Consider the following 15397-nt stretch of genomic DNA (forward strand, 5'->3'; position numbering starts at 1 on the left):
TTCGGCGCCGGTCCGCAAGGATCCTCGTCGTAACAAGCATGGGCGTAGGCTTGGAAACGTCCGCCGGAGCAAGACGCGGAGCAACGTCGTCGATCGCTAGCGTAGACGATCGGCGCTTGTCTAGACGATCGGAGACCGGGTGATGGGAGGTCGGGAAACGTGCGGGTGGTCGTCGCGATGCCCCAGCGCTCTCAGAATGCCCGTGGCATTTTGCTTCTTTTCGTACATGTTTTTGTCCGCCTGAATCCATGCCTTATCAAGTGACATGGTCGGGCTGCGTGTCGCGGTCCCGATCGAGGCTTGGATGTTGAATTGCGAAAGGTTTTCTTTGATGCGGCGAATGAACTGGGCCGACTGAAATTCGTCGCACTCGACTGCTATGATCGCAAACTCATCGCCACCCGTTCGCGCAACGACATCACAGGCACGAGAGGCCCTTTCCAAGGCTTGCGCGACTTGCATCAAAGTTCTGTCGCCGGCGCTATGCCCTTGCGAGTCGTTGACGTTCTTGAAATCGTCCAAGTCAATTGCGATGATCGAAGCGATGTGGCCGTAGCGATGGCAGCGAGATTCTTCCGCAGAAAGCATTCGATCCCAACCGCGTCGATTGAATGCATTGGTTAGTGCGTCAGTTTCCGCTTCGGCCTCCGCGTGATTGGCGCGACGCATTTCGGCTTCAGCTTTCAGCTCCGTTGCCAAGATGGTGCTTAGCATTCGCGAGGCCATGATCAAACGCGGTAATTCGTCGACCAAATCTGCCGGTTGTGGTTGGGGGTCGATGGCGCACAGCGTGCCGAACAAGGATCCGTCGGGACGTGACAAAGGAATCCCAATGTAGGCGCCTATGTCTAGTTGCTGGGAGACTGGCGCATCGGCGTACGCATCAACAGATCGAGCATCAGGTGCGATGCAGGGGCCGAGTCCTTGGACCATCCGCGAGCAAAAGGAATCGGTCCAAGAGAAAACGTCGCCTGCGGACACACCGTAAGTGTGCTGTTTGGATTGCAGCACGGTCCAGTCGACCCCATCGGTGCGCGTGACCATCCAGAGGGAAAAACCGTACTGTTCGTGCAATAGATCAAGCAGGCTTTGGGCTGCCGAATCGAAGTCGCTAAAGGGTTTGTATGCACGCAGCATAAGGAATCAGTCCATTCAACGTATTTCACCTTGCGCGGTTTTGCCATTCGAGCCAAACAATGGGGCACACAAGCGAGCCAGAGCGAAACACTCTCGGGGCGGTTACGGATGAACACTATGTCATTGGGTTGTTGAGCCTTTCGATATTTGCGGCGTTGAGGGTTTGCCCGCGACCGCCGCGGGGTTCGATATCGGGCTGCAACGAATTTACGGACGAGAGGCTGCTAGCGGCTTATGAGGCGTTTGGCTCACAAGTGTTAATCGGCAAAGTCTTCGCAATAGGATCCAATCCTGTTGCGGGTATGACAAATCCACTTGGGGCTTGCCGCACCGTTAAAATAAATTTTGCGGAGAAACATCGCCAAGCCAGAAGCCGCAATGGTGCTTCTTGCTTGGCTGAAATCACATCGGCTCTCAACTCAAAACACGAAACTGAGAATTGTCCCAATCGCAGCTCCCAAATGACGATCATCCAAGGCGGATTGCGGTGATAGGTACCGGAATTAGCGGAATGTTGATCGCGCGTCTGCTGGCAACAAAGTTTGCAGTGGATGTCTTCGAGGCGGGCGATCACATCGGGGGTCACGCACACAGCGTCGACGTCGACATTCCGCATCAGGCTAGCGGGAGATCTGGAGTCCAAGGCGTGTCCGCCGACGTCGCGTTCATGGTGTTGAACCGACGAACGTATCCAAATTTCTGCAAAGTGCTGTCGATTTTGGGCGTCGACACGCAGGAGAGCGACATGAGCTTGAGCGTCCGTTGCTTCCGTAGCGGGTTGGAGTACCAAGGGAGCTCCCTGAACGGAGTCTTCGCGCAGCGCCGCAACCTCATTCGGGCGGCCTTCTATCGAATGCTGCGAGACATTGTCCGTTTCAATTCCTTGGCGAGAGAGTTTTGTGAATCACCTGACGGCGGACTTTCGCTTGGGGGATTTTTGGACAACGCCAATTTGGGCCGTGAGTTTCGCGAGCAGTACTTGTATCCCATGTCGGCAGCGATCTGGTCGACCGACCCGGCGGGCATGGCTGCTTTTCCGGCCAAGTTTATTCTTGGCTTCCTGCGAAACCATGGGCTGCTCCAAATCAACGATCGACCGCAGTGGCTAACAATCGCAGGACGGTCGCGCCGCTACGTCGCAGCTCTCACATCGCAGATGGATGGCCAGATCTTCGTTCGCACACCTATCATCGGCGTAAGCGCTGACGGAAACCAAGTTCAAGTGACTTCGCGTGATCTTGCCAGTGGAAACCAAGTCGTCAGCAATTATGACCATGTTGTTTTTGCAACGCATGCAGACCAGACCCTTAATCTGCTGAAAGACAGTAGTCCGTTGGAAAAAGCGGTGCTGGGAGGGTTTCCTTATCAGCCCAACGAAGCGGTGCTGCACACCGATATGTCTGTGTTGCCGGTTCGTAAACGTGCCTGGGCTAGTTGGAACTATCACATCCCTGAACAAACATCGGATCGTGTCAGCGTGACGTACGATCTGAATCGATTGCAAAGTCTGGGGTTGAGTCACCCGTTGTGTTTGACTCTGAATCCGAACTGCTCGATTGATTCAACCAAAGTCATTCGTCGTTTTGAATTTCAGCATCCGGTTTTTTCGGCCGAGTCGATCCGATCGCAACAACGTTTTGCTGAGATCAATCACCAGCGTGGCATCAGTTACTGTGGTGCGTACTGGGGCTATGGATTCCATGAAGACGGCGTCAACAGTGCCTTGGCGGCAGCTAAACCATTCGGCCTGGATCTGCAGGATCTGCGTCGTCCGGTCTTGCAATCCAGTGGCCGCGCTCCCAGTGCCCGGCTTCAGACGATTGCTTCTGGATCGTCGGCGAGTGATTCTGGTGCCTCATCGGTGACGGCTTGAACCCATGGTGACAACGAATTTGAAAAGCTGTCTGTACCGCGGCTATGTCCGACACCGACGCAAGAGTCCAAAGCATGCTTTTACGTATTCTTCTTCGTGGGTCTACCTGGATCTAGACGAAGTCGAGGGGATCATTGATTCGAGTTGGCTACTGGGGCGGCGTCGTTTTTCGCCTGCGGCTTTTCGACGGTCGGATCACCTGGGCAGCACAGATACGTCGTTGCAGTCCAGCATTCGAGAATTGGTGGAGCAGAAGACGGGCCAGATCATTGACGGTCCCATAAGAATACTGACACAGTTAAGCCACTTTGGCGTCTACTTCAGTCCGATCAATCTTTACTACTGTTTTGATCGCGATGACGAATTGGTCGTGCAGGTCGCCGAGGTTAGCAACACGCCCTGGAACGAACGCCACTATTACGTTCTGTGGGCAGGAAATCGCGTCGATGGTTCGCAGGACAGGTACTCGCATGCCAAAGAGTTTCATGTATCGCCGTTCATGGGAATGGATTCGACGTACCAATGGAAAACGGCTGCCCCAGGCGATGAATGTGTCGTATCGCTCGGTTGTGACCGAGACGGGAAGCGAATTTTTCAGGCTCTACTGCGACTACAGAGCGTGCCACTGACGAATCACGCACTATTGGTAAGTTTGCTGCGACGCCCCATCGCAGCAGTTCATATTGTCGGGGCAATTTACTTTCAAGCGTTACGACTTTGGATGAAGCGATGTCAGTTTTTTCCCCGACCGAATCCTGCCCCTCTACCGACCACGATCGATCCGGATCCAGAAGCGGCGTCACGCGAAGCGATGCCCTGCGGTCCAGCGGTGTCTCGCAAGGCCGGCGTGTAGAGTTCGACGACGATTGCGACACAAGCTGCCATGCCGATGACACGCGGCGTCCGCAACGCGCGGGCGAATGCGAAGACCACGGAAGCCGTGGGGGAGTGAGCCTGATCTATCGCGGATTGCGAAAAGCTCTCTTCTCAAGTCTGAACGGCATTCGGCATGGACGGTTGGACGTGGTTGATCAAGACGAGGTCACCGCGTTCGGAGAGTTTGATTCAGAGCTTCGCGCGACCATTTACGTGAAAAACCCACTGTTCTATCGGTATGTTGCTACGGGTGGCAGTTTGGGCGCGGCCGAAGCCTTCTGCGATGGTCTGTGGGAGTGTGACGATCTCACCACCCTGATCCAGCTATTCGCCCGCAACTCGGATACTTCGGATCGTCTTGGCAAATGGGGCAACGCGATCGCAAATCTGGGCCGCAAATTCACTCATCGAATGAATCGAAACACGCGGGACGGGAGCCGTCGCAACATCGCGTCGCACTACGATCTGAGTAACCAATTCTATTCGCTGTTCTTAGACGAAACGATGACCTATTCCAGTGGCATCTTCGCGTCTCCGAGCACCTCGCTCGCTGACGCGTCGCGAGCCAAGTACGACCGCTTGTGCCAGCAATTGCAATTAACTGCGTCTGATCGAGTTCTGGAGATTGGCACTGGATGGGGAGGGTTCGCGCTGCATGCCGCTGCGAAATACGGATGCCACGTCACGACGACAACTATCTCCAAGCAACAGCTTGACTACGCTGCCGCGGCGATTGCGTCAGCCGGTTTGTCCGACCGGATCACGCTCAAGCTTTCTGACTACCGTGATCTGGAAGGGAAGTTCGACAAGCTCGTTTCCATCGAAATGATCGAAGCAGTCGGGCATGAGTTTCTAGACACGTTCTTTGCAAAGTGCGATAGTTTGTTGAAAGAGGATGGAATGTTTGCCTACCAAGCAATTACAATCCCGTGCCAACGGTATGAATCGTATCGACGCTCCGTTGATTTTATTCAGCGCTACATTTTCCCCGGTGGGTTCCTGCCGTCGATGGGCGCGATGAATGCGTCGATCGGTCGTGCGACCGATTTTCAATGGGTGCACTCAGTCGATTTCGCATCGCACTATGCGAAAACATTGAAACTGTGGCGAAGTAATTTCAACGCAAATCGCGATGCCATCTTGTCATTGGGAATGACGCCTTCTTTCCTGCGGATGTGGGAATACTACCTCTGCTATTGCGAAGGTGCTTTTCTGGAAAAACAAATCGGCGTGTCGCAGGTTCTGTTGCAAAAGCCCGGCAACCGTCGACCCATCGCTTTGCCCGGACTGACGGAAATAGGAGCGTAGAGCTGTGCGAACACTACTGATCATTCTCTTCGCGGGCGTCTTTCTGAGCATGGCTGCGGTTACCACGACAGCCACTCTTCAACGCGGCATGTTTCAGGCAGGCCACGACTTGTGGCCTGATTGGTGGTTTCGCGCGACCTTGCTAGACGCCTACTGTGGCTTTATCGCGTTCTACGTTTGGGTGGCGTACAAGGAGAAATCCCTTGTCGCTCGCGCAGGGTGGTTTGTTGGCATCATGTTGCTGGGCAATTTTGCGATGTCGGCTTACATGTTGATTCAGCTTTTCAAAACGGATCCCTTCAGTTGGGAACGCATGCTTCTTCGCACGCCCCAAGGTGTTTCGGCCAGCTAGTCTTTTTGTTTCCGTAGTCTCATCTCCTCCCTCCCAGTCGGCTTTGTTTCATGTCGCTTATTCAGCTTGCCGAAAAACGCTGGCTCCCTGATCCTGTCATCCGAATCGGCATGCGGCGTCTGTTGCGTGAGCGCTTGCAGGTCGAGGAACAGCGAGCAAACGGTGACTACGACGAAGCGCTCGATCGGTTTGCCGATCAGCAACGTCAAAGTTTGGTGACGATCGATACTCATCGAGCGAATGAGCAACACTACGAAGTCCCGGCCGAATTTTTTCAGCTCGTGCTGGGCCCTCGGTTGAAATACAGTTGCGGATGGTGGGCGAATCCTCAATCCTCGCTGGAGGACTCTGAAAACCTGATGCTCGAATTGACCTGCCGTCGTGCGCAGATTGAAGACGGCATGTCGATCTTGGATCTGGGGTGTGGTTGGGGTTCGCTGACGTTGTGGTTGGCCGAACACTATCCGAACAGTCGGATTACTTCGCTTTCAAACTCAAAAAGCCAGCGTGAGTTTATCCAATCTCGCTGTAAAGATCTGGGGTTCAAGAATGTTCAAGTGCTGACCGAAGACGTTGGGATCTTCGACACCTATCTCCGGTTTGACCGCGTTGTCAGCGTCGAAATGTTTGAACATGTACGCAACCACGAAAACTTGCTGCGTCGCATCTCCTCTTGGTTAGAAGATCACGGAAAACTCTTCGTGCATATTTTCTGTCATCGCAATCTGGCATATGCCTTCGAGACTGATGGTGAGAAAAATTGGATGGGACGCCATTTCTTTTCCGGCGGCATCATGCCTGCGGAAGACTTGTTTTTGCGATATCAACAGGACCTCCAAGTTGCTCAGAACTGGTGGATCAACGGCGGTCACTATGCGCGGACTTGCGAAAACTGGCTTTCCAATCAAGACGAGCAGTCAGGTGCCGTACGTGATGCACTTGGCAGTTGCCAGAGTGCTGATGCAGCTGACGTTGTGAGCCAACGGTGGCGCATGTTTTTCATGGCGTGTGCCGAGCTCTTCAAATTCAACGATGGAAACGAATGGGGCGTCGGGCACTACCTGTTTGAGAAACCCGCGGACGGGCGGTCATAAGATGGATACCTGGGAGATTCTGAGCGCGACGGCTGCCGCGATTTTTGTCGCCGTCACAATCCTTTGGCTTGTCAGTCTTTGGCTGAAAGACGCCAGCATTGCAGATTTGTTTTGGGGGTTTGGTTTTGTCGTCATTGCAGCGATTGCCTACGCGATGGGCAACCAGGACCTGCGTGGTGGATTGGTTGCCGTACTGACGGCAGTGTGGGGGCTGCGGCTGACAGGGTATCTCTGCTGGCGCAATCTCGGTCACGGCGAAGATTCCCGTTACCGAGCAATGCGGGATCATCATCAAGAACGATTTTGGTGGGTTAGTTTTTTCACCGTCTTTTTACTGCAAGGAACGATCATGTGGATCGTTTCGCTCCCGGTGCAAGTCGGGCAAAGATCTGTTCAAGATCTGGGGCCTGCAAACTTCATCGGTGTCGCGGTATGGCTGGTCGGATTTCTGTTTGAGTCGATTGGCGATTATCAGCTCGCTCGTTTCAAGATGGATCCTGCCAACAAAGGCAAGGTCATGGACCAAGGCCTTTGGCGCTACACGCGTCATCCCAACTACTTTGGCAACGCATTGATCTGGTGGGGGCTGACTTTGTTGGCGATGAATCTGTCGACTGGCTGGCTTTTGGTCAGCCCAGTGTTGATGACGTTTCTGCTGCTGAAAGTGAGCGGCGTCGCACTGTTGGACAAGGATCTGAGCAACCGTAGCGATGAGTTTCGGCGTTACATCGCGCGAACGAGTGCGTTCGTGCCTTGGCCACCCAGCTAGTCAATGCGGGGGCCTGGTGATGCGTTGCTTGCCTGGTCGCTATTATCTTTTTATTCTTTCACTGTCATTTCGAGGCCACCATGCAAATCGCTCCCCAGCGGAAAAAATGCCACGAGGTCGTGGGAGGACGGCGGACGTATCAGGCTAGCTATGATATGCCGGGGTTATCGACGCAGATCTACAGTCGGCATTGTGACAAGTGCCTGGATGGTGGAGGAGAGTTGCACTTTTTGTCGTCCTGTGCGTCGGGGCGGATTACGCGAATCATGTTGGCCGATATCGTCGGATCGTCCGAGGTTTTTAAACAGCTGTCGTGCGAAATGCGACACGGACTGATTCGCAGCATTAATTCGATCTGGCAGAATCGTGTGGTGGCGAACGTGGCCGAACAGTTTCAGAAGTTTGCTGCACGAGGAGGCTTTGGGACGGCTTCTGTCGCGACATACTTCGCGCCGACACGCAGTTTCGTGATGTGCAATATCGGCAACCCTCCCCCATTGGTTTTTCGGTCGGCCGAACGTCGGTGGGAGGCACTCTTGGGGGAATGCGATTCGCCAAGCGATCCTGACGGAACGCCGGAGAAGGGTCAGTTGGATGGCGTTTTTGAAAAAGAAGAGTACCGACACATCAAAACCAAGTTGGAAATTGGCGATGTCGTTGTCATCTATGGCAACGGGTTTGCTCAGTCAAAATTCCCCGGCGGCAACATCGTGGGGCACGCGCGGCTGATCGATGCCCTTCAGGATGCTCCCAACAGTTGTCCGCTGGCGAGGTTGGAGCATCTGATTGGTCTAGTTCAATCTGCGAACCAATCGGCGGGGGATTCGGGGACCGACAGTACGGTGGTTGTCTGTAAGGTCACCGAAACCACCGTTAGACTACGCGATAATCTGCTTGCACCCTTCCGCTTGTTCAAGCGTGCAAAAGACGCCACGAAACTCACGTAGTTTTTTCGCTCGATGCAATTGTGACTCTACCGGTGCCAGTGGTCGTCGACTACGATTTGCCAGTAATTCTTAAGGATGGGGATGCAGAATCAGTATGCAGTTTTCTCTGCCTAGTCACCTCGTAATGCATGCCTAAAAGGTTTGTTGCAATGCCCGTCAAGAGTTCTAAGGTCAATATCCTCGGCGTGGCGGTTGATGCGATCAACATGGGTGTCGCGATCGAAAAGATTGACCAGTGGATCCAGTCGGGGGCGTCGCAGTACGTTTGTGTTACGCCAGTACACAGTGTGATGGAGTGCCAGGACGACGACGATCTTCGTGACATTTTCAATCAGGCCGGAATGGTGACGCCCGATGGCATGCCGGTGGTCTGGATTTGCAATTGGTTTGGTTTCAAGGACGCACGACGCGTCTACGGTCCCGACCTGATGCTCACTCTCTGTGATCATTCTCAGAAGCCTGGATATCGGCATTTCTTTTACGGTGGTGCCGAAGGCGTCGCGCCGACGCTGAGTGAAAATTTGCAAAAGCGTTTTCCGGACATGAAGTCGGTCGGAACCCTGAGTCCCCCTTACAAAGCACTGAGTGAATCAGAGAATCGTGCGATGGTCGATACCATCAACGCGGCCAATCCCGACATTGTTTGGGTGGGGCTCGGATCTCCTAAACAAGAGCGATGGATGGCCAAGAACATCGATGTGCTCAATGCCTCGGTGGTGATCGGCGTGGGCGCAGCATTCGATTTTCACGTCGGACGCGTGCGGCAAGCACCCGCGTGGATGCAGCGAAGTGGAATGGAGTGGTTTTTCCGTTTGATCATGGAGCCGCGCCGTCTTTGGCGTCGCTACTTGATCGGCAACAGTCGTTTCGTTGTTAAGTTTTTCATGCAAGTCACCGGTCTAAAATCTTACGCGATCGCGACGCCTCGGCTGAATTGAGTGATGATTGCATTGCTGCAGTGGTGGAATCAGAATTCGCTTAGCTCTCTGTTTGTGGATTCGTTTTTCGGTACTGCGATGGCGTGACGTTCATGACACGTCGAAAGCTGCGGCTGAAATGAGCGTGGTCATAGAAACCACATGCCAGCGCGATCTGCGAAATGGTTTGATCGGACGAAAGCAACAAACGCGACGCGTTCTCGACACGCACTCGGACCAAGTACTGTCGAGGCGATGCCCCGAACGCTCGTCGAAATCTCCGTTCGAAGTGACTGACGGACAAACCTGCTTTGGATGCCAGTTGTTCGGTCGACAAATTCTTGGCGTAGTCACGATGCAGCATTTCAATCACTTGGGAGAAGGCATCTGCTGTTCCTGATGGTGTTTGAATGCGTTCGATCTGTCGCGATATGCCGGCAACTCCGATCACGCGTCCTTTTTGATCGCGAAGCGGGACCTTGGACGTGACCACCAACCGTGGCGAACCGGCATCTTCGGGAGCACTCTCCATCCGATTGATGATTGATTCCCCTGATTCCATGACGGCTTCATCGTCGGCACGGTATTCGTCTGCGCGTTGCTTGGGGAAAAAGTCATGATCGGTTCGGCCAATCGCTTCAGCCTCGTTGGCGACGCCGCAGTACTCGCAGCCTCGTCGATTGAGCGACATGAAGCGTCCTTTCCTGTCTTTGACAAAAAAAGACAGGCCTGGCAACGAATCAAACAGCGCAAATGCCTGGTCGCTGGGGCCAAGTTTGCGGAAAAATGCCGCACGTAGAGTAGTACTTTTCATGCTGCAAAAATACACAGGAAAGGGTCCGCCGTGCAAGACAAGGCGGCCGCATTGACCGACAATGTTCAATCAAGCCAAAGACTTTCGCCCTTACTTATTCGCAACCATTGATCATGCCCACTGCACGCTCTTGCCTTGTTCTCTGTGTTTTGGCCGGCTCCTGGCTGGTGTCACCAGCCACGGCAGAAGACATTGATTTTAATCGTGACATTCGGCCAATCCTGTCGGATAAGTGCTACTTTTGTCATGGCCCGGACGAAGCAAACCAAGAAGCTGGTTTGCGTTTGGATTCACGAAGCGAGGCAGCTGATGCGATAGATTCAGGGGAGCTAATCGACCGGATCACAAGTGACGACCCCGACATCTTGATGCCGCCGCCGGGATCCAAGTTGTCGCTGACGGCGAAAGAGAAAACGACCATTCAGAGCTGGATCGACCAAGGTGCTAACTACGCTGGGCACTGGGCGTTTGAGCTGTTGCCGCAATCGGTGGCCGTGCCTCCAGTTAAAAATGACGACTGGTGCAGCGAGACGCTTGACCGGTTTGTCTTGGCGAAATTAGAAGTAGGATCACTCCAGCCTAGTTCGCCAGCGGCCCCCCTGCGATGGTTGCGGCGTGTGAGTCTGGACCTGACAGGCTTGCCTCCCACACGCTCGGAGATCACTGAATTTAGGAAAGAGATTGAATCGAATAGCGAGCAGGCCTACGCCAGTGCGGTCGATCGATTGTTGGAATCGTCGTCGTTTGGCGAACACATGGCCGTTTCCTGGTTGGACGCTGCTCGCTACGCCGATTCTTACGGCTATCAATCCGACAAGCTAAACACCCAGTGGCCCTACCGCGATTGGGTCGTCGACGCGTTGAATCAGAACCTGCCCTACGACAAGTTCTTGACTTGGCAATTGGCTGGCGACTTGTTGGAAAATCCAACACGCGAGCAACTCGTCGCCACGGCTTTCAATCGCATTCACCGTTTGAATAACGAAGGCGGAGCGGTATTTGAAGAATGGCGAATCGAAAACGCTGCTGACCGAGTCCATACTTTCGGAACAGCAGTGCTGGGGCTGACGATGGAATGTTGTCGATGCCATGATCACAAGTACGACCCGATTCCGATGCGAGACTACTATTCGCTTTCGGCGTTTTTCAATTCGATCGACGAAAGTGGTGTCTACGATCGGACGGCGAAAGTTCCTTGTCCTTCCGTCCTGCTGCCGACGCCCGAACAGCAAGCTGATTTGGATGCAGCAAAAGAACGACTGAGCAATGCCCAGTCGAAGTACGACCAAGCCGTTTTAGCAGCGAAGAAGCGTTTCGCTCAGAATAAAGACATTTCGGGCGAATCACTTTCGATTCCCGACCTGCAGCTGGCGTTAGCATTTGACGATGATTTCGGCGACAAACTGAAGAAGGTTTATCACCCATCGCAGTCGGATCGTTCGTGGTCCAAGATGCCCGATCTGGTGCCTGTAACTGATTCGCAGTTCGCTCGACTGGACCTGGATCAAGCGAACGATCATTTGCCGGAAGCGAAGGATTCCGAAACGCAAAAGTCAGATGTTCAACCGTCGGGCAGCAAATTGTCTCCGCGTCGAGCATTGAAACTGGATGGCGAACGCGGTATCACGACTGAAGGCATCGAGCCGTTTGATCGCTGGTTGCCCATGTCGATCGTTGTCACGTTGCGCGAAACAAAACGCGTCGCCGAACGAAGCTTGATCGCTCATCACACTCGCGGGACGGACTGCGGTTACAACGGTTGGGATCTGACGATCGTCGATGGCCACTTGGAATCACGGATGTACCGCGTGTGGCCTGGAAATGCGATCGGAGTTCGCACGGTGGACCCTATCCCCGTTGATCAATGGCATCAGATCACCGCGACCTACGATGGTGCGTCAAAGGCCTCTGGGCTGAAACTGTGGCTCAGTGGCGAACCTTTGGAAACGACGGTTCTGCGTGACGAACTAAAAAAGAGTTGCAACGTGGTCGTTGATCACGGCGGCCAATTTGTCGTCGGGCAGCGTTTTCGCGCTCGTGGTTTCAGCGGCGGATTGATTGATGACATTCGTTTGTACACACGCGAGTTGACCCCGCCCGAACTGCATTTCCTGGCAACCGGCGACCCCATCCAACCGACGCCAGTGTACTTTGCCTCGGCCGTTGATCCTCAGTGTCGCGCACTGCTGGCACAGCTGACCGAAGCTCGCAAGTCGTTTGTGATGGCAGAGGAGGTGATGAACGAGATTCCCGTGATGCGGGAAATGGATCAGCCTCGCCCGGCGCACGTGTTGGCTCGGGGTGAATATGATGCACCCAAAAACCAAGACTCACTTGTCAATCGTCGAACCTTATCGGGGATCCCATTGCCATTTCCAGGCAACGCATCGCTGGATCGTTTGGGGCTCGCCCAGTGGGTAACCGATCCGAGACATCCGTTGACGTCCCGAGTAGCGATCAATCGACTGTGGAGTAACTTCTTTGCATCACCCTTGGTCCACACGCCGGAGAATTTTGGTTCTCAAGGCGAACTGCCCACTCACCCGGAACTTCTGGATTGGCTGGCTCGAGACTTCATTGATCACGGTTGGGACGTCAAGCGATTTTGCCGCAGCGTCGTGCTTTCGTCGACGTATCGACAAGACTCCGCGGCGACGGCAACACAATTGGAACGAGATCCCACGAACCGCTTGCTCGCCCGTGGACCAGCCTATCGCTTGGCTGCGGAGCAGATACGTGATCTAGCGCTTTCCGCGTCCGGATTGTTGAACGCCCAATCCGGTGGTCCGCCCGTGTCGCCATATCAACCCGGAGAGGATCTGTGGAAGGAATCCAATGGAATGTCGCCTCCCTATCAGCAGTCGGTCGGAAAATCGCTTTATCGACGGTCGTTGTATTCGGTTTGGAAACGGACCGCGCCGTTGCCAAACATGATGGCCTTTGATTCGACTACACGTGAAGTTTGTAGCGTCAAGCGATCTCGCACCAACACACCGCTGCAAGCACTGGTCCTGCTCAATGACGTGCAGTTCGTCGAAGCATCGCGTTCATTGGCCGCTAGGCTGCTGGGAGAAAGCGATGATCACTCGCGGATCACCGCCGCGTTCTTGAGCCTGACAGGACGTGAACCAGATGCCACCGAGATGTCGCTGCTTGTGAATCTGCTGACCGAAGAACGATCCTACTACCTAATGAATCGTGAGTCCGCTGAAGAATTGGTTTCGACGGGCGAGTACAAGTCAGGCGACACCGTGGACGTGGTCGAATTGGCCTCGTTGACCAATGTTTGCCAAGCCATTTTGAATTTAGACGCCACCATTTGGAAACGATAGTCATGAATTTCAACTCAAAACCAACTGATCCCTTTGCGGTCAATCGGCGACTGTTTTTCAAAAACAGCTCGACGACTGTCGGCGTTGCCGCTTTGGCTAGCCTGCTAGGCACCGAAGCTAGCGGTGCAGACACACTGAACGCAACTCACTTTGCCCCCAAGGCCAAGCGGATCATCTATCTGTTTCAATCGGGCGGACCTGCTCAGCAGGACTTGTTTGATCACAAGCCGTTGCTGAACAAAATGAATGGCGAAGAATTGCCACCCGAGGTACGTGGTGAACAGCGATTGACTGGGATGTCGGTCAATCAATCATCGCTTCCATTGGCCGGATCGCAGTTCAAATTTGCCCAGCACGGATCATCCGGAGCGTGGCTCAGCGAACTGTTGCCGCATCATCGTGACATCGTCGACGATGTGTGTTTCATCAAGTCGATGCACACCGAAGCCATCAACCATGATCCGGCCATTACGATGTTCCAGACTGGTTCGCAGATCGCCGGGCGTCCTTCGTTGGGATCGTGGCTTTCGTATGGACTGGGAAGCGAAAACAAAGATTTGCCGGCGTTCATTGTTTTGGTCTCAGCGGGCCAAGGAGGCCAACCGCTCTACGCCCGGCTTTGGGGAAATGGTTTCCTGGATTCCAAGTACCAGGGCGTGCAGTTCCGCGGTGGGAATGATGCAGTGCTTTATCTTTCGGACCCCAAGGGAATCACACCTTCGCGGCGTCGTGCGCAGTTGGACGCCATCAACCAATTGAATCAGCATCAATTTGGCAAAGAACTGGATCCCGAAATCGAATCGCGCATTGCTCAGTACGAAATGGCGTACCGAATGCAGAAGAGTGTTCCCGACGCGACCGACTTTTCGGACGAACCGGAGTCTACCTTCAAGCTTTACGGAGAAGACGCCCGCAAGCCTGGTACGTTTGCGGCCAATTGTCTGTTGGCGCGCCGCTTGGCTCAGCGCGACGTGCGGTTTATTCAGCTCTATCATCAGGGCTGGGACCAGCACTCCAATTTGCCCAAGCAAATCAAAGGGCAAGCGAAGGAAACCGACCAAGCTTCGGCGGCCTTAGTCAAGGATCTCAAACAGCGTGGTTTGCTTGACGATACTTTGGTGATTTGGGGAGGTGAATTTGGCCGCACATCCTATACGCAGGGTGTGCTGACCAAAGACAACTATGGACGCGACCATCACCCCCGTTGCTTTACAACCTGGATGGCCGGAGGTGGCATCAAGCCCGGAATCACTTATGGATCAACAGACGAATTCGGCTACAACGTGGTCGAAAACGGCGTCCACGTTCATGATTTCAATGCTACGATTCTGCACTTGATGGGCATCGACCACGAACGACTGACGTTCAAATATCAAGGCCGCCGTTTTCGGTTGACCGACGTGCATGGCGAAGTCTTGGACAAGGTCATCGCGTAGGTTTTGTCATCGCGAAGCCATTTCAGGTTTACCGATGGCAACGCATGTTTATTGCGCGAGTTTTCGGAGGTCATCTAACCCACCCGCGTTTTCGACGTGGGAGAACCCTAGACCTTCCAGGACTGTTTTTGCTTTTCCGGCTCGACCGCCGACGGCGCAGTACAGGACGATCTGGGCGTCCTTGTCTTCGGTCACTTCGCTGATTCGCTCAGCGATTTCGGTGTGCGGAATGTGAACCGCCGTCTCAAAATGTCCTTTGTCCCACTCTTCTTGGCTGCGAACATCGATGACCAGTTTGTCCGCCAGCGACAAAGAGTCGTTGGCTGGTTCGGTGGTCGCCGTCGATTCCGGAGCCGAAACCTGAGTCGTCTCGTTAGTCGAACATCCAACGACGAAAACGATCGCGAGACAGAAAATGGTTCGCATGGTAGTGGCTTAGCTGTGTAAAAAGGCGGGAAACCGACATTGTCTTGAAAGCTCAGTGTGCCTTTTACCGGGCAGACTTTCAATCAGCCTGCTGTGTGGTTTTCAGTCCGTTTGCT

General features: G+C 54.0%; 13 protein-coding genes. 10 read left to right on the plus strand and 3 right to left on the minus strand.

Features of this window, described 5'->3' with window-relative positions; translation table 11 throughout:
• Positions 1-120 precede the first annotated feature (120 nt).
• Entirely contained in the window at positions 121-1137 is a 1017-nt protein-coding gene (locus K239x_RS08065) for a sensor domain-containing diguanylate cyclase (protein WP_145417336.1), read from the minus strand.
• A gap of 487 nt (positions 1138-1624) precedes the next feature.
• Here K239x_RS08065 and K239x_RS08070 point away from each other — a divergent pair, with 487 nt between their 5' ends.
• The 8 genes from K239x_RS08070 to K239x_RS08105 all read left to right on the plus strand — a co-directional run bounded on the left by K239x_RS08070 (position 1625) and on the right by K239x_RS08105 (position 9294).
• Positions 1625-3010 (plus strand): NAD(P)/FAD-dependent oxidoreductase, encoded by a 1386-nt coding sequence (locus K239x_RS08070; protein WP_145417337.1) that lies wholly within the window; start codon positions 1625-1627, stop codon positions 3008-3010.
• 4 nt (positions 3011-3014) lie between these two features.
• Positions 3015-3863, plus strand: coding sequence for a DUF1365 domain-containing protein (locus K239x_RS08075; protein ID WP_145417338.1), 849 nt, complete (start codon positions 3015-3017; stop codon positions 3861-3863).
• A 434-nt stretch (positions 3864-4297) separates the two neighbouring features.
• Positions 4298-5194: a class I SAM-dependent methyltransferase gene (locus K239x_RS08080; protein ID WP_473163590.1), complete on the plus strand. Its 897-nt coding sequence runs from the start codon at positions 4298-4300 to the stop codon at positions 5192-5194.
• Between the two features lie 4 nt (positions 5195-5198).
• Positions 5199-5546 (plus strand): DUF1475 family protein, encoded by a 348-nt coding sequence (locus K239x_RS08085; RefSeq protein WP_145417340.1) that lies wholly within the window; start codon positions 5199-5201, stop codon positions 5544-5546.
• A 50-nt stretch (positions 5547-5596) separates the two neighbouring features.
• The gene (locus tag K239x_RS08090) at positions 5597-6640 is read left to right on the plus strand and encodes an SAM-dependent methyltransferase (protein WP_145417341.1); all 1044 of its coding nucleotides are present in this window, start codon (positions 5597-5599) and stop codon (positions 6638-6640) included.
• Position 6641: 1 nt separating this feature from the next.
• Positions 6642-7409, plus strand: a complete 768-nt coding sequence (locus K239x_RS08095) for a DUF1295 domain-containing protein (protein WP_419189813.1) — start codon at positions 6642-6644, stop codon at positions 7407-7409.
• Between the two features lie 80 nt (positions 7410-7489).
• Complete coding sequence (locus K239x_RS08100; protein ID WP_145417343.1) at positions 7490-8356, plus strand: SpoIIE family protein phosphatase; 867 nt, start codon at positions 7490-7492, stop codon at positions 8354-8356.
• A 149-nt stretch (positions 8357-8505) separates the two neighbouring features.
• Positions 8506-9294 carry a WecB/TagA/CpsF family glycosyltransferase gene (locus tag K239x_RS08105; RefSeq protein ID WP_145417344.1) on the plus strand — a complete coding sequence of 263 codons (789 nt, stop codon included), beginning with the start codon at positions 8506-8508 and terminating at the stop codon, positions 9292-9294.
• A gap of 40 nt (positions 9295-9334) precedes the next feature.
• Here the strand turns inward: K239x_RS08105 and K239x_RS08110 are convergent, their stop codons facing one another.
• On the minus strand, positions 9335-10087 hold the full coding sequence (locus K239x_RS08110; protein ID WP_145417345.1) for an AraC family transcriptional regulator: 753 nt from the start codon (positions 10085-10087) through the stop codon (positions 9335-9337).
• 113 nt (positions 10088-10200) lie between these two features.
• Here K239x_RS08110 and K239x_RS08115 point away from each other — a divergent pair, with 113 nt between their 5' ends.
• Together K239x_RS08115 and K239x_RS08120 are read left to right on the plus strand one after the other, a co-directional pair.
• A complete protein-coding gene (locus tag K239x_RS08115; RefSeq protein ID WP_145417346.1) occupies positions 10201-13419 on the plus strand; it encodes a DUF1553 domain-containing protein in 3219 nt (1072 codons plus the stop codon).
• A gap of 2 nt (positions 13420-13421) precedes the next feature.
• On the plus strand, positions 13422-14855 hold the full coding sequence (locus K239x_RS08120; RefSeq protein WP_145417347.1) for a DUF1501 domain-containing protein: 1434 nt from the start codon (positions 13422-13424) through the stop codon (positions 14853-14855).
• A 48-nt stretch (positions 14856-14903) separates the two neighbouring features.
• Here the strand turns inward: K239x_RS08120 and K239x_RS08125 are convergent, their stop codons facing one another.
• A complete protein-coding gene (locus tag K239x_RS08125; RefSeq protein WP_145417348.1) occupies positions 14904-15281 on the minus strand; it encodes a rhodanese-like domain-containing protein in 378 nt (125 codons plus the stop codon).
• Positions 15282-15397: the final 116 nt, after the last annotated feature.

This window comes from Stieleria marina, from assembly GCA_007741555.1.
Classification (GTDB): Bacteria; Planctomycetota; Planctomycetia; order Pirellulales; family Pirellulaceae; genus K23-9.

What these genes read in the sequence shown, in the direction of transcription:
- K239x_RS08120 (WP_145417347.1), top strand. Translation starts at nt 13,422, where the DNA reads ATGAATTTCAACTCAAAACCAACTGATCCCTTTGCGGTCAATCGGCGA.
- K239x_RS08125 (WP_145417348.1), bottom strand. Translation starts at nt 15,281, where the DNA reads ATGCGAACCATTTTCTGTCTCGCGATCGTTTTCGTCGTTGGATGTTCG.
- K239x_RS08080 (WP_473163590.1), top strand. Translation starts at nt 4,298, where the DNA reads ATGAATCGAAACACGCGGGACGGGAGCCGTCGCAACATCGCGTCGCAC.
- K239x_RS08095 (WP_419189813.1), top strand. Translation starts at nt 6,642, where the DNA reads ATGGATACCTGGGAGATTCTGAGCGCGACGGCTGCCGCGATTTTTGTC.
- K239x_RS08100 (WP_145417343.1), top strand. Translation starts at nt 7,490, where the DNA reads ATGCAAATCGCTCCCCAGCGGAAAAAATGCCACGAGGTCGTGGGAGGA.
- K239x_RS08090 (WP_145417341.1), top strand. Translation starts at nt 5,597, where the DNA reads ATGTCGCTTATTCAGCTTGCCGAAAAACGCTGGCTCCCTGATCCTGTC.
- K239x_RS08115 (WP_145417346.1), top strand. Translation starts at nt 10,201, where the DNA reads ATGCCCACTGCACGCTCTTGCCTTGTTCTCTGTGTTTTGGCCGGCTCC.
- K239x_RS08110 (WP_145417345.1), bottom strand. Translation starts at nt 10,087, where the DNA reads ATGAAAAGTACTACTCTACGTGCGGCATTTTTCCGCAAACTTGGCCCC.
- K239x_RS08105 (WP_145417344.1), top strand. Translation starts at nt 8,506, where the DNA reads ATGCCCGTCAAGAGTTCTAAGGTCAATATCCTCGGCGTGGCGGTTGAT.
- K239x_RS08075 (WP_145417338.1), top strand. Translation starts at nt 3,015, where the DNA reads ATGGTGACAACGAATTTGAAAAGCTGTCTGTACCGCGGCTATGTCCGA.
- K239x_RS08065 (WP_145417336.1), bottom strand. Translation starts at nt 1,137, where the DNA reads ATGCTGCGTGCATACAAACCCTTTAGCGACTTCGATTCGGCAGCCCAA.